At 70.9% G+C, this 14627-nt stretch carries 11 protein-coding genes and 1 riboswitch; of the genes, 10 read left to right on the top strand and 1 reads right to left on the bottom strand.

The annotated features are described in order from the left end of the window. Positions 1-92: 92 nt before the first annotated feature. The 10 genes from IF67_RS0113325 (at position 93) to IF67_RS0113280 (ending at position 11998) form a co-directional block, all read left to right on the top strand. Complete coding sequence (locus tag IF67_RS0113325) at positions 93-968, top strand: LysR family transcriptional regulator (RefSeq protein ID WP_030985331.1); 876 nt, start codon at positions 93-95, stop codon at positions 966-968. 69 nt (positions 969-1037) lie between these two features. After that, positions 1038-2345 (top strand): cytochrome P450 family protein, encoded by a 1308-nt coding sequence (locus IF67_RS0113320; protein WP_030985330.1) that lies wholly within the window; start codon positions 1038-1040, stop codon positions 2343-2345. 313 nt (positions 2346-2658) lie between these two features. Then, positions 2659-3606 (top strand): transglycosylase family protein, encoded by a 948-nt coding sequence (locus tag IF67_RS0113315; RefSeq protein ID WP_420708644.1) that lies wholly within the window; start codon positions 2659-2661, stop codon positions 3604-3606. Positions 3607-3816: 210 nt separating this feature from the next. Next, a riboswitch (cyclic di-AMP (ydaO/yuaA leader) is annotated at positions 3817-4030 on the top strand. A 7-nt stretch (positions 4031-4037) separates the two neighbouring features. Then, complete coding sequence (locus tag IF67_RS0113310) at positions 4038-4703, top strand: transglycosylase family protein (RefSeq protein ID WP_030985326.1); 666 nt, start codon at positions 4038-4040, stop codon at positions 4701-4703. Positions 4704-5106: 403 nt separating this feature from the next. Further along, positions 5107-6393 carry a phosphopyruvate hydratase gene (gene eno, locus IF67_RS0113305; protein WP_030985325.1) on the top strand — a complete coding sequence of 429 codons (1287 nt, stop codon included), beginning with the start codon at positions 5107-5109 and terminating at the stop codon, positions 6391-6393. A 158-nt stretch (positions 6394-6551) separates the two neighbouring features. After that, a complete protein-coding gene (locus IF67_RS0113300) occupies positions 6552-7004 on the top strand; it encodes an FtsB family cell division protein (RefSeq protein WP_030985323.1) in 453 nt (150 codons plus the stop codon). Between the two features lie 105 nt (positions 7005-7109). Then, positions 7110-7670 (top strand): DUF501 domain-containing protein, encoded by a 561-nt coding sequence (locus tag IF67_RS0113295; protein ID WP_030985322.1) that lies wholly within the window; start codon positions 7110-7112, stop codon positions 7668-7670. Next, positions 7667-8611: a Ppx/GppA phosphatase family protein gene (locus IF67_RS0113290; protein ID WP_030985320.1), complete on the top strand. Its 945-nt coding sequence runs from the start codon at positions 7667-7669 to the stop codon at positions 8609-8611. The genes IF67_RS0113295 and IF67_RS0113290 overlap by 4 nt, the downstream gene beginning before the upstream one ends. A 452-nt stretch (positions 8612-9063) precedes the next feature. Beyond that, on the top strand, positions 9064-10455 hold the full coding sequence (locus IF67_RS0113285; RefSeq protein WP_030080449.1) for an NAD(P)/FAD-dependent oxidoreductase: 1392 nt from the start codon (positions 9064-9066) through the stop codon (positions 10453-10455). Between the two features lie 199 nt (positions 10456-10654). Further along, complete coding sequence (locus IF67_RS0113280) at positions 10655-11998, top strand: SAM-dependent methyltransferase (protein WP_030985317.1); 1344 nt, start codon at positions 10655-10657, stop codon at positions 11996-11998. A gap of 66 nt (positions 11999-12064) precedes the next feature. Here the strand turns inward: IF67_RS0113280 and IF67_RS0113275 are convergent, their stop codons facing one another. Continuing rightward, on the bottom strand, positions 12065-14623 hold the full coding sequence (locus IF67_RS0113275) for an ABC transporter permease (protein ID WP_030985315.1): 2559 nt from the start codon (positions 14621-14623) through the stop codon (positions 12065-12067). Positions 14624-14627: the final 4 nt, after the last annotated feature.

The following is a 14627-nucleotide window of genomic DNA, read 5'->3' as shown; positions in this document are numbered from 1 at the left end:
CCAGCCTGGGCCCGCCCGATCGATGAGTCCAACACATCGTTGTCATCGCATCCATCGTGGATCGAGATCAGTGCTGGCTAGGATCGGTGGACATGGAGCTCCAGCAGATGCGCTATGTGGTCGCGGTGGCCGAGACCGGTGGGTTCACCCGGGCCGCCGAGCGCTGTCATGTGGTGCAGTCCGCGCTCAGCCATCAGATCGCCCGGCTGGAGAAGGAGCTCGGGGCCCGGCTCTTCGACCGGACCAGCCGCAGCGTCCGGCTGACCGCCGCCGGTGAGGCCTTCGTTCCGGTGGCCCGGCAGGCGCTGGAGGCGGCCGAGCGCGCCCGCGCGGAGGTGGCGGCGGCGACCGGCGAGGTGCGCGGCCGGCTCGCGGTCGGCGCGATCTCCACCGTCGCGGCCGTGGACCTCGCCCGTGAGCTGGGCGCCTTCCGCACGCGTTGTCCCCAGGTGCGGATCAGCCTCCAGATGGAGATGAGCGATGCGCTCCTGGAGAAGGTGCGCCAGGGCGTGCTGGACGTCGCCTTCGTCGGGCTGGTGCCCGGCGCCCGCACCGTCGGCGTACGGGAGAAGGAGCTGGCGCGCGGTGAGCTGGTCGCCGTGGTCCCGCCGGGGCATCCGCTGGCGGGGCGGGAGTGGACCACGCTGTCGCGGATGGCGCGGGAGACCTTTGTGGACTTCACGGCGGGGTCCGCGGCCCGCCGGCAGCGCGACGAGGCGTTCCGTGCGGCGGGGCTGACCTCGGAGGTGGCCTTCGAGGTGACCACCCTGGAGTTCCTGGCGAAGCTGGTACGGGCGGGCCTCGGCGTCGGAATGGTGCCGGAGGCCATCGCCTCCGAGCTGTCCGGGCTGCACATCGTGCGGGTGCGGCCGGCGCCGGAGCGGACCGAGCGGGTGGTCTGGAGCGGCCTCGGCCCGTCGCCGGCGGCCGTGGCGTTCCTGCAAGGGCTGGGGGTGGATACGGCGTAGCGCGGGGGTGCTGCGGGCCCGGCCGGTGCGCGGGCGCGCCGTGGTGCGCCCAGCGGTTACGGTCGGAAGGTGCACGACAAGCCCCACGCCCCCTCCGCCGACGCCCCCGCGGGCTGCCCCGCCGCCGCGCCCGCCCCCGAGCTGTTCACCTGGGAGTTCGCCGCCGATCCCTACCCCGCGTACGCCTGGCTGCGCGAGCATGCGCCGGTGCACCGGACCGAGCTGCCCAGTGGCGTCGAGGCCTGGCTGGTGACCCGTTACACCGAGGCGCGGCAGGCGCTCGCCGACGGCCGGCTGTCCAAGAACCCGGTGCATCACAGCGAGGCCGCGCACGGCAAGGGCAAGGTCGGCATCCCCGGTGAGCGCAGCGCGAACCTGATGACGCATCTGCTCAACATCGACCCCCCGGACCACACCCGGCTGCGCCGGCTGGTCTCGAAGGCCTTCACCCCGCGCCGGGTCGCCGCCTTCGCCCCGCGGGTCCAGGAGCTGACCGACCAGCTCATCGACCAGTTCGCGGCGAAGGGGGAGGCGGATCTGATCCATGAGTTCGCCTTTCCGCTCCCCATTTACGCGATCTGCGATCTGCTGGGCGTACCGGGCGAGGACCAGGACGACTTCCGCGACTGGGCCGGCATGATGATCCGGCACGGCGGGGGGCCGCGCGGCGGTGTCGCCCGGTCCGTGAAGAAGATGCGCGGCTATCTCGCCGAGCTGATCCACCGCAAGCGCGAGTCCCTGGGCGACACCGCGGAGCCGGACGAGGATCTGATCTCCGGCCTGATCAGGGCCTCCGACCACGGCGAGCACCTCACCGAGAACGAGGCCGCCGCGATGGCCTTCATCCTGCTCTTCGCCGGTTTCGAGACCACCGTCAACCTCATCGGCAACGGCATCTATGCGCTGCTGCGCCACCCCGCCCAGCGGGAGCTGCTCCAGAAGTCGCTGGCGGCGGGCGATACCGAGCTGCTCACCACCGGTATCGAGGAACTGCTCCGTTACGACGGACCCGTGGAGCTGGCGACCTGGCGGTTCGCGACCGAGGAGCTGACGCTGGCCGGGCAGCGGATCGCGAAGGGCGACCCGGTCCTGGTGGTGCTGGCCGCCGCCGACCGCGACCCGGCACGCTTCGACGAGCCGGACATCCTCGATCTGACCCGTCGTGACAACCAGCACCTGGGATACGGGCACGGCATCCACTACTGCCTGGGCGCGCCGCTCGCCCGGCTCGAAGGACAGGCCGCTCTGGCGACGCTGCTCAACCGGCTCCCGGACATCCGGCTTGCCGCGGAACCGGACGATTTGCGCTGGCGCGGCGGGCTCATCATGCGCGGACTGCGGTCGCTGCCGGTGGAGTTCGGGCCCGAGCGGCCCTGACCAGCGAAAAGGACAAAAGTGACGCCGAGTCAGCCGTGTGACCTTTACGTGATCTCCACTACACCGACTTGTGACTACCCGTGACCCCGGCTACCTTTCGACCGACGATCGACGGCTTCACTCGATCGGCCGAAGCGGTGATGTGGGGGACCGGTGTAACGGTGCGCCCCGTGCGCGCAGGCCGGGCGGGTGACCCGTCGAGCAGCTCGACGAGCTCGTCGTACAACTCAACCGCCGCGCGAAAGGCATCCGCATGCGTTCCGGGAACGGCCGACATCGTCGCCCCCGTCAGGCACCGGCCATCTTTGTCACGGTGGGAGTGACCGGCGCCGGCATCGCCCTGCCACTGCTCGGTGCGAGCGGCGCTCACGCCGCCGACACCGCGACCTGGGACAAGGTCGCCCAGTGCGAGAGCGGCGGCGTCTGGAGCGCGGCCTCGGGCAACGGCTACTACGGCGGGCTCCAGCTCACCCAGGAGCTGTGGGACACCTACGGCGGCGCGGCCTACGCCTCGCGCCCCGACCTCGCCAGCCGCTCCCAGCAGATCGCGGTGGCCCAGTCGATCCTCGACGCCCGCGGCCCGGACCAGTGGTCGAGCTGTGCGGTGAGCGCCGGTCTCGCCAAGGACGGGCGCGCGCCGGAGGTCGACCCGGGCAGCGTCGCCACCCCCTCGCCCGCCCCGTCGGACGCGGACGGCTCCTCGGACCCCTGGGACTCGTCCGGTTCGTCCGGCACGCACGACGACCCGGACTCCGCCGGGCAGCAGCGCGACGAGCCCGGCGACGAGCCGTCCGACCCGGCGCCCTCGCCCGACGCCACGGATTCCGGCCGCTCCGGCGACGCGTCCACGAGTCCGGAGCCGTCCGACCCGCCGCCGTCCGACCCGGCGACGCCGGACGACCGGGACGGCGACCCGTCGCAGTCCGCCGACCCGTCCGACGGGGGCAGCCGTCCGGACACGACCGGCACCCCGCAGGAGACGCCCTCCAAGGGCAAGCACCGCGGCGGCGCGGGTGACGACGAGGACAGGTCCGCCGGCGGCCGGCATGCCTCGCGGGGCGATGACGCGCACCGCACGGGCCCGGCGGCCGACGGCAACTACACCGTGCGGCCGGGTGACACGCTGTCAGCCATCGCCCAGGCCCACCGGCTGCCCGGTGGCTGGGCCGCGCTCTACGAGGGCAACGAGGGCGTCATCGGCTCCGATGCGGACCTGATCAAGCCGGGCCAACTGCTCGATCTGGGGCACGCGGCAGGGTAGTTCGCCGCCTTCGCCCGCTTTTGGGGAAAGTGAGACATGGCTCTCGTTGGCTCCGGTGAACCCCGGTTCGTCCCACCTCGTCGAACCGGGGTTCACCTGCGGATATGTGACCTACCCGTGATCAAAAACGGTCAACTTGGTTCACATGATGGGGTTTGAACCCCAGGGCGGTTACTGCTTAACGTCAGGACCGCTCGCCAAAGCGGGCCCTTTGATCACACGCCGAATCCTGCCGGTGATCGGAGGCACTTGACGCGCAAGCGCCGAAGGCAGGAGCGGGGGACCCAAGGTACGTGCCGGCCCCACCCGTGAAAGCGGGTCAACCGGCTTGGGGTGAAGCCACGTGCGCCACGCGCACGCGGCCGGGCGATTTCTCACAGCCCGAACCCGACAGCTCACCTCGTAGGCGTCGGTGAGGAAACGAACGAACCATGCTGATCATCAAGGGCAAGCACCGTCGTCCGTCCAAGGCCGTCCGCGTCGCCACCCTCGCCGGCATCGCCGGTGCTGCTGTGGCCGTCCCGCTGATGGGCGCCACCTCCGCCTCTGCCGCCTCCGTGGCCACCTGGGACAAGGTCGCCCAGTGTGAGTCCGGCGGCAACTGGTCGATCAACACCGGTAACGGCTACTACGGTGGCCTCCAGTTCTCCAACTCCAGCTGGGCCGCCGCCGGTGGCACGCAGTACGCGGCGCGCGCCGACCTGGCCAGCAAGTCCCAGCAGATCGCCGCCGCCGAGAAGCTCCTCGCCATCCAGGGGCCGGGTGCCTGGTCCTGCGCCGGTGCCGGCAACCTGACCGCCGGTGGCCCGGCCGCCGACGTCGACACCTCCGGCTCCGCGCAGACCAAGTCCGCGCCCCAGCAGGACCAGGGCAAGACCGAGGCGAAGAAGGCCCCGGCCGCCCCCGAGCAGCACGCCTCGCGCTCCACCGAGCGCAAGTCGATGGGCCACGGCAACTACACCGTCAAGGCGGGCGACACCCTCGCCAAGATCGCCAAGGCCCACGGCAGCGACTGGAAGTCGGTCTACAAGGCCAACAAGTCGGTCATCGGCGGCAACCCGAACCTGATCTTCCCGGGTCAGAAGCTCAACGTCTGAGTCCCTCCCTCACCGGGACGCGGGCGGGCCCGAGCGGCGGGCCCCCTTCCCCCGTGAGACCGCCCCGCCCCGGCGCGCCCTTCCCCCGAGCGCGCCGGGGCGGGGTTTCTTCTGCCCGGACGGAGCCCGGACGGAGCCCGGACGGAGCCCGGACGGAGCCCGGACGGAGCCCGGACGGAGCCCGGGCCGAGGCCGGACCGACGCCGGGGCGGCCGCACGCCGCCGACCGCTCCCGCTCGGCGCATGTTCCCGTTCAGCGACAATGTGCCCAAACGCCCGTGAGCTGGGTCCTCGGGGAGCTTTGCGCGGCTTTCCATCCCACAGAGCGGGCCAAGGGCAGGCGGACGAGCCCGAGGCCGTTAGGCTCATGCGCATAACGCCTGACACCCACGAAGGAGACAACGTGCCGTCGATCGACGTCGTCGTAGCCCGCGAAATTCTCGACTCGCGAGGTAATCCCACGGTCGAGGTCGAGGTCGGCCTCGACGACGGCAGCACCGGCCGTGCCGCCGTCCCGTCCGGCGCCTCCACCGGCGCCTTCGAGGCCGTCGAGCTCCGCGACGGCGACCCGAACCGCTACCTGGGCAAGGGCGTGGAGAAGGCCGTCCTGGCCGTCATCGAGCAGATCGGCCCGGAGCTCGTCGGCTACGACGCGACCGAGCAGCGGCTGATCGACCAGGCCATGTTCGACCTGGACGCCACCGACAACAAGGGCTCGCTCGGCGCCAACGCCATCCTCGGCGTCTCCCTCGCCGTCGCGCACGCCGCCTCCGAGGCCAGCGACCTCCCGCTGTTCCGCTACCTCGGTGGCCCGAACGCGCACGTCCTGCCCGTCCCGATGATGAACATCCTGAACGGCGGCTCGCACGCCGACTCCAACGTGGACATCCAGGAGTTCATGATCGCCCCGATCGGCGCGGAGTCCTTCTCCGAGGCGCTGCGCTGGGGCGCCGAGGTCTACCACACCCTCAAGAAGGTCCTGAAGACCAAGGGTCTGGCCACCGGCCTCGGCGACGAGGGCGGCTTCGCCCCGAACCTGGGCTCCAACCGCGAGGCGCTCGACCTCATCCTCGAGGCCATCAAGGAAGCCGGTTACGCCCCCGGCCAGGACATCGCGCTCGCGCTGGACGTCGCCGCCTCCGAGTTCTACAAGGACGGCAAGTACCAGTTCGAGGGCAAGGACCGCTCGGCCGCCGAGATGACCGAGTACTACGAGGAGCTGGTGGCGGCCTACCCGCTCGTCTCCATCGAGGACCCGCTGTTCGAGGACGACTGGGCCGGCTGGAAGGTCATCACCGACAAGCTCGGTGCCAAGGTCCAGCTCGTCGGCGACGACCTGTTCGTCACCAACCCCGAGCGCCTCGCCCGTGGCATCGAGGAGGGCTCCGCCAACGCGCTGCTGGTGAAGGTCAACCAGATCGGCTCGCTGACCGAGACCCTGGACGCCGTGGAGCTGGCCCAGCGCAACGGCTTCAAGTGCATGATGTCGCACCGCTCCGGTGAGACCGAGGACGTCACCATCGCCGACCTCGCCGTCGCCACCAACTGCGGCCAGATCAAGACCGGCGCCCCGGCCCGCTCCGAGCGCGTCGCCAAGTACAACCAGCTGCTGCGCATCGAGGAGATCCTCGACGACGCCGCGGTCTACGCCGGCCGCTCCGCCTTCCCGCGGTTCCGTCACGGCAGCTGACCTACGGCGGCCCGCCGCCCCGGCCCACCGGGGCGGCAAGGGCTGAACGGGCGAGACAACCGCCCAGCACCCCGTACGTCCCCGGCGACGGTCCCGTACCGTTGCCGGGGACGCGTCTGCTTCAGCAGTCAGGCGTCCGTCAGTGAAGGGGAGACGACGTGCCCGCGGACCGGTTCTCGACCGCGACCCGACTCAAGGCGCTCGGCGAGCAGGCCGCCGCCCGCGTCTACCGAGCCCGCCCGCCCCGCCGCAACCGCCTCACCGGCCGTGCCGCACTGCTGGCGCTGGTGATGTGCTCCCTGGTCGTCGCCCTCGCCTACCCGATACGGCAGTACGTCTCCCAGCGTTCCGACATCGCCGACCAGCGCCGCAGGGCCCAGGACGCCGGCGCCGCCCTGGACCGGCTGCGCGAGCAGAAGGCCCGCTGGCAGGACCCGGAGTACGTACGCCAGCAGGCCCGCCGGCATCTGCACTACGTCATGCCGGGCGAGACCGGATACATCGTCCAGGACGGCTCCGGCACCGGCTCCGCACCGAAGGGGCCGCAGGCGGCGCAGCGCCCCTGGTACGAGAAGCTGTGGGACACCGTCGACGCGGCCGACAAGCGGTAGCCGCGGCCTGCCCGTACCACCGCCGGGCGGCAGCCCGTAATGTCGGCACGGGACGGCCCGCCCCGGCCCGCCGTCACCTCACCACTCACCTCACCGAAAGCGCACATGGACACGCCCCCGCCCCAGACCGAGTCCACCGAGCCCACCGACGCGGACATCGCCGCCTTCCGGGAACAGCTCGGCCGCCCGCCGCGCGGCCTGCGCGCCATCGCGCACCGCTGCCCCTGCGGGCAGCCGGATGTCGTCGAGACGGCGCCGCGCCTGGAGGACGGCACGCCCTTCCCCACGCTCTACTACCTCACCTGCCCGCGCGCGGCCTCCGCGATCGGCACGCTGGAGGCCAACGGCGTGATGAAGGAGATGACCGAGCGGCTGGCGGCCGACCCGGAGCTGGCCGCCGCCTACCGGGCCGCTCATGAGGACTACATCCGGCGGCGGGACGCCATCGACGTGCTGCAAGGCTTCCCGAGCGCGGGCGGCATGCCGGACCGGGTCAAGTGCCTGCATGTCCTCGTCGGCCATTCGCTGGCGGCCGGGCCGGGCGTCAACCCGCTCGGCGACGAGGCCCTCGCGATGCTGCCGGAGTGGTGGAAGAAGGGGCCGTGCGTGACCCCCTGCCAGGACACCCCCGGAGCCCAGGACGCTCCCGAAGGAGACGCCAAGTGAAGCGGGTCGCCGCCATCGACTGCGGTACGAACTCCATCCGGCTGCTGGTCGCGGACGCCGACCCGGTGACGGGCGAGCTGAAGGACCTCGACCGCCGGATGCAGATCGTCCGGCTGGGCCAGGGCGTGGACCGCACCGGGCGGCTGGCGCCCGAGGCCCTGGAGCGCACCTTCGCGGCCTGCCGGGAGTACGCCGCGGTGATCAAGGGCCTGGGCGCCGAGCAGGTCCGCTTCGTGGCGACCTCCGCCTCCCGGGACGCCGAGAACCGCGAGGACTTCGTCCGCGGTGTGGTGGACATCCTGGGCGTGGAGCCCGAGGTGATCACCGGTGACCAGGAGGCCGAGTTCTCCTTCAACGGCGCCACCAAGGAGCTCACCGCCCGCGAGGATCTTCAGCGGCCCTTCCTGGTGGTCGATATCGGCGGCGGCTCGACCGAGTTCGTCCTCGGCAGCGAGTCCGTACGCGCCGCCCGCTCGGTCGACGTCGGCTGCGTACGGATGACCGAGCGGCATCTGGTGCACGGCGGCGACATCAGCGACCCGCCGGCCCCGGGGCAGATCGCGGCCATAAAGGCCGATGTCGCGGCGGCACTGGACCGGGCCGAGGAGACCGTCCCGCTGGGCGAGGCGGCCACCCTCGTGGGCCTGGCCGGCTCCGTGACCACGGTCGCCGCGATCGCGCTGGGCCTCGGCCAGTACGACTCCGAGGCCATTCACCACTCCCGGATCTCCCTGGCGAAGGTCCGCGAGATCACCGACATGCTGCTGTCCTCCACCCATGCCGAGCGCGCGGCCATCCCCGTCATGCACCCGGGCCGGGTCGACGTGATCGCCGCGGGCGCGCTCGTGCTGCTGTCGATCATGGAGCGGACGGGCGCCGGGGAGGTCGTCGTCAGCGAGCACGACATCCTGGACGGCATCGCCTGGAGCCTCGCCGGCTGAGGCACTTCGGAGTGCGGCAGAGGCCGGCAACGGGCCTCTGCCGCGTGGCCTTTCGAGCGGCGGGTATCCCGTCCGAGCGCCCTTCGGGGGGCGCCGGGAGGTCCCGCGGACAGGTCCGCGGAGAAAGTTCGTGAAATCCTTCACATGAAAAAGCCTCCCGTTGGACGAACAATCTGATCGTCCGACCCTCATTCGAAGGCTTCAGGGCGTCCGGACCCGGAAAATGCGCGGCTGCCGATGCGCGGGCGGCGCGCTCGTGCAGGCGCTGGTTCCTCCGTCGGACGGGCGACAATCCCTGATCAACAGGGGTCTCCAACGCCTCGCATGACATGGTGGTTCCGGATTGGACTATGGCGTCGGTCACGAAAGCGGCGGAGTGTAGCAGATGCCTCCCGAGTGCTTGTGAAGGGGCTCACGAGCGACCCCCCATGTGGGGGTGGATACTCGATTGCATGAGCACCACGGAGCGTCCCAGGATCCTCGTTGTAGGCGGTGGGTACGTAGGCCTGTACGCGGCACGTCGCATCCTCAAGAAGATGCGGTACGGCGAGGCGACCGTCACGGTCGTCGACCCGCGCTCGTACATGACGTACCAGCCCTTCCTCCCTGAAGCTGCGGCCGGCAGCATCTCCCCCCGCCACGTCGTGGTTCCGCTACGACGTGTGCTCCCCAAGGCGGAGGTTCTCACCGGCCGGGTCACGACCATCGACCAGGACCGCAAGGTGGCGACGATCGCCCCGCTGGTCGGCGAGGCGTACGAGCTGCCCTTCGACTACCTGGTCATCGCGATGGGTGCGGTCTCCCGTACCTTCCCGATCCCCGGTCTGGCCGAGAACGGCATCGGCATGAAGGGCGTGGAAGAGGCCATCGGCCTGCGCAACCACGTGCTGGAGCAGCTGGACAAGGCCGACTCCACGACCGACGAGGACGTCCGCCGCAAGGCGCTGACCTTCGTCTTCGTGGGCGGTGGCTTCGCGGGTGCGGAGACCATCGGCGAGGTCGAGGACATGGCCCGTGATGCCGCGAAGTACTACAACAACGTGAAGCGCGAGGACATGCGCTTCCTGCTGGTCGACGTCGCCGACAAGATCCTCCCCGAGGTCGGCCCGAAGCTCGGTGCCTACGGCAAGGAGCACCTCGAGAGCCGCGGCGTCGAGGTCTACCTCAAGACCGGCATGGACTCCTGCGTCGACGGCCACGTGAAGCTCAACAACGGCCTCGAAGTCGACTCCAACACCATCGTGTGGACCGCGGGCGTCAAGCCGAACCCGGCGCTGGCCCGCTTCGGTCTGCCGCTCGGCCCGCGCGGCCACGTCGACACCGGCACCACCCTCCAGGTGCAGGGCACCGACTACATCTGGGCGGCCGGCGACAACGCGCAGGTCCCCGACCTGGTCGGGCGCAAGGCCGGCAACGAGAACGCCTGGTGCCCGCCGAACGCGCAGCACGCGCTGCGGCAGGCCAAGATCCTCGGCGACAACGTGGTGTCCGGGATGCGCGGCTTCCCGCAGAAGGACTACAGCCACGCCAACAAGGGTGCGGTCGCCGGTCTGGGCCTGCACAAGGGCGTCGCGATGATCGTCATGGGCAAGATGAAGATCAAGCTCAAGGGCCGTCTCGCCTGGTACATGCACCGCGCGTACCACGGCATGGCGATGCCGACGTTCAACCGCAAGATCCGGGTCTTCGCCGACTGGACGCTGGCGATGTTCCTCAAGCGCGAGGTCGTCTCGCTCGGCGCCATGGAGAACCCCCGCGAGGAGTTCTACGAGGCCGCCAAGCCGGCGCCGGCCCCGCCGACCGCCGCCGAGGCCGGGGACAAGACCAAGGCCAAGGCTTCCTGAATTCCCGGTCGGGTACTCCGACCAGCCCGAAGGGCGTCCGCCATCCGTGGGGCGGACGCCCTTTGGCGTGTCCGCTCTGGCGAAAACCGGGCGGTGTGCGGTTCTCTTGCGTGTGAACGGGACTATCTGGGCGCCCCATTGGCGTTTACGTGGTGGGTGAAACTTCTTTGCCCGACTCGTCAACACGGAGGTGTGCGACATGGCCGACGCCGCTGGACGGCTCACCAAGCTCGCCGAGGAGGTGCTGGGAGCCCCGCTCCCCGTACGCATCCGCGCCTGGGACCGCAGCGAGTCCGGCCCGCCGGGGGCACCCACACTCGTCATCCGCCATCGCCGGGCGTTGCGGCGGCTGCTGTTCAAGCCGGGTGAGCTGGGTCTGGCCCGTGCGTGGGTGGCCGGTGACCTCGATATCGAGGGCGATCTCTACGCCGCGCTCGATGTGCTCGCCGGGCTGATCTGGGAGCGCGGCACCGACGCCCCCAAACCGCAGCGCGCCGCCGTGCTGCGCGCCCTGGCCCGCCCGGAGATCCGCGCCGCCGCCCGGGAGATGCTGACCCTGTCCGGCGTCCCGGTCCCGCCGCCGCCGCCCGCGGAAGAGGTCAGACGCCGGCGTGGACCGCTGCACACCCTGCGGCGTGACAAGGAAGCCATCAGCCACCACTACGACGTCGGCAACGACTTCTACGCCCTGGTGCTCGGCCCGTCGATGGTCTACTCGTGCGCCTACTGGGGGAGCGTGGAGACCGCCGGAGATGCTGTCACCAGCCTCGAGGACGCCCAGCGCGACAAGCTCGACCTGATCTGCCGCAAGCTCGGGCTCCAGGAGGGCGCGCGGCTACTCGACGTCGGCTGCGGCTGGGGTTCGATGGTGCTGCACGCGGCCCGCGAGTACGGCGTACGGGCGGTCGGCATCACGCTCTCCGAGGAGCAGGCCACCTTCGCCCGAAAGCGCATCGCCGAGGCCGGGCTGGCCGACCTGATCGAGATCCGGGTGCAGGACTACCGCGAGATCAAGGACGAGCCGTTCGACGCCATCTCCTCGGTCGGGATGGCCGAGCATGTCGGCCGGACGCAGTACGCGGAGTACGCCGAGGCGCTGTACTCCCTGCTCAAGCCCGGCGGACGGCTGCTCAACCACCAGATCGCCCGCCGGCCGGTGGCCGACGAGGAGACGTACCACGTCGACGAGTTCATCGACCGGTATGTGTTCCCGGACGGTGAGCTGGCACCGCTCGGCCGGACCGTCGGCCAGCTGGAGGACGCCGGGTTCGAGGTGCGGGACGTGGAGGCGATCCGGGAGCACTATGCGCTGACGCTGCGGCGCTGGGTCGCCAACCTGGAGCAGCACTGGGACGAGGCCGCGCGGCTCACGTCCGTGGGGCGGGCCCGGGTGTGGCGGCTGTACATGGCCGCGTGCGCGCTGTCCTTCGAGCGCAACCGGATAGGAGTCAACCAGGTGCTGGCCGTCCGTACGCCGGAGCCCGGGGCCTCGGGGATGCCGTTGCGGGCGCGCGACTGGCGCACCGGCACCCACCGCGGCTGAACGCCGTCCGCCCACCCGCTGCCGTGACGGAGCGGGTGGGCGGGCACCGGGGCCGGGCCGGGGGCGTTATTCGGCCTTGATGGCGGCCAGCACGTTCAGCCTCGCCGCCCGGAACGCCGGCCACAGGGCGGCCAGTACGCCGACGAGTGCGGCCAGGCCGAGGAAGAGGCCCATCCGGGCCCACGGCAGCACCAGTTCGTAGGTGGGCAGGTGGGCGCCGATCAGCTGACCGACCGCCCAGCCCATGAATACTCCGAGCCCGACGCCGAGCACCCCGCCGAACAACGAGATGACCAGCGACTCCAGCCGCACCATCCGCTTGATGCCGCGCCGGTCCAGGCCGATTGCCCGCAGCATGCCGATCTCCTGAGAGCGTTCGAAGACCGACATCGCCAGGGTGTTGATGACCCCGAGCACCGCGACGATCACGGCCATGGCCAGCAGGCCGTAGAGCATGTTCAGCAGCAGGGTGAACATCGAGGCGATGGCGCTCGAGACGTCCTTCTTGTCCGCGACCGTGACCGCCGGGTTCTTGCCGAGCGCCTCGACCAGGTCGTCCTTGTGCGCGTCGGTCGCGCCGCCGGCCATCTTGACCAGCAGCTGCTTGTCGCTGATGTCCTTCTGGTGCGGAGCCAGGGTGCGGTTGTCCAGGAAGACGCCGTTGAGCATCTGGTTGGCCTTGTAGAGACCCGAGACGGTCAGGGTGGCCGTCTTGCCGTCCTCGAACGTCACGGGGAGCCGCGAGCCGGCCCGCCAGCCCTTTTGGGCGGCGGTGTCCTGGTCCACCAGGACCCGGTCGCCGCGCAGGGTGCCGAGCGACCCCTCGCTGATGTCGAGCCGGACGAGCGAGCCGAACTGTGCGCCGTCCACCCCGGTCAGCTGGGTCGGCTGCCGGGCGGCGCTGCCGGTGCCGATCGTCGCCATGCCCGCGCGCAGCGGGGTGAAGGCGGTGACGCCGGGCACGTCGCGGACCTTCTTCTCCGCGGTGGTGGGCAGCTGCGTGTTGCCCTGCATCGAGACCGTGTAGTCGGCCTTCAGCGCATCGACGGCCAGCTTGTCGATGCCCTTCTGTGTGCTGCCCGCGATCACCGTCATGCCGGTGATCAGGGTCAGCCCGATCATCAGCGCGGAGGCGGTGGTGGCCGTACGGCGCGGATTGCGCAGTGCGTTCTGCCGGGCGAGGAGGCCGGAGATGCCGAAGGCGCGCAGAACGGGGGTGGCCAGCGCGATCAGTGGACGGGACAGCAGCGGCGTCAGGATGAACACGCCGACCAGCAGCAGCATCCCGCCGCCGCCCAGCATGATCTTGCTGGAGTCGTCGCCCTCGTACACGGAGGTGGCGACGACGACCGAGGCCGTGCCGATGCCCGCGATGAGCGCGCCGATGGTGTTGCGGACCAGCAGCGATTTGGTGCCGGCGACGGCGTGCACGCTGTTCATCGCGGCGACCGGCGGAACCTTCGCGCCGCGCCGCGCGGGCAGCCAGGCGGCCAGCACCGTGATGACGGTGCCGATGCCCAGGGCGGCGACGGCCGTGGAGGGCGAGACCACCAGCGGCCCCTCGGGGAACTTCGCGACGAAGCCGTTCAGCACCTCCCGCAGCACTGCGGCGATGCCGATTCCGGCCGCCAGGCCCGAGACTCCGGCGATCGCACCGACGAAGAACGCCTCGATCAGCACCGAGCGGGTGACCTGGCGGCGGCTCGCGCCGACCGCCCGCAGCAGCGCCAGTTCCTTGGTGCGCTGGGCGACCAGCATGGTGAAGGTGTTGGCGATGAGGAAGATGCCGACGAAGAGCGCGACGGCGGCGAAGGCCAGCAGCGCGGTCTTCATGCCCTGCATGTTGTCGTCGATCATCTTGGCCTCGGCGCCGGCGAGTTCCTTGCCGGTGGCGGTGGTGGCGCTGTCCTTGGGCAGCGCCTTGCCGATCGCCTGCTGGAGTGCGGCCTGGGACGTCCCGGCCGCGGCCTCGACGTCGATCTCGCTGTATCCGCCGGACAGTCCGAGCAGCTTCTGCGCGGTCCGGGTGTCGAACAGGGCCAGCGAGCCGCCGGCGGCGACCCGGCCGTCGTCGGTGGTGAAGATGCCGGTCAGCTTCTGCTGCCGGACCGTCCCGTCGGCGGATATCCGGACGGTGTCGCCGACGTGGTAGCCGCCCTTCGCGGCGGTGCCCGCGTCCAGCGCGAACTGGTCCGCGCCGGTGGGGGCCGTGCCCTGCTTCAGCGGGTAGCGGGCGTCCTTGCCGTCCTTGCCGGGGAAGTAGTTGCTGCCGCGGCTCCCGCCCGAGCCGATCAGCTTGCCGTCCTTGTCGCCGATCCCGGTGAAGCCGGTGACGATGCCGGTGACGGAGGCGGTGCCGGGGAGACGGGACACGGTGTCGAGCGCCTTGCCGTCGAGCCGGGGGTCCTTGGTCCGGGTGCCGGGAGGCCCGTCGGGCGACGAGGGCCGCACGGCGACATCGACATGGTCGAAGCTCTTCTGGGAGCTGGTGCGGAAGGCGTCGGAGATGGTCGAGGTGAAGACCAGGGTGCCGGAGACGAAGGCCACGCCGAGCATCACGGCGAGGACGGTCATCAGCAGCCGGGCCTTGTGCGCAAGCACATTGCGCAAGGCGGTACGGAACATGGTG

The organism is Streptomyces sp. NRRL S-1813, assembly GCF_000719605.1.
In the GTDB taxonomy this organism is placed as follows: Bacteria; Actinomycetota; Actinomycetes; order Streptomycetales; family Streptomycetaceae; genus Streptomyces; species Streptomyces decoyicus.
This window is presented reverse-complemented; position numbering and strand designations above follow the sequence as displayed.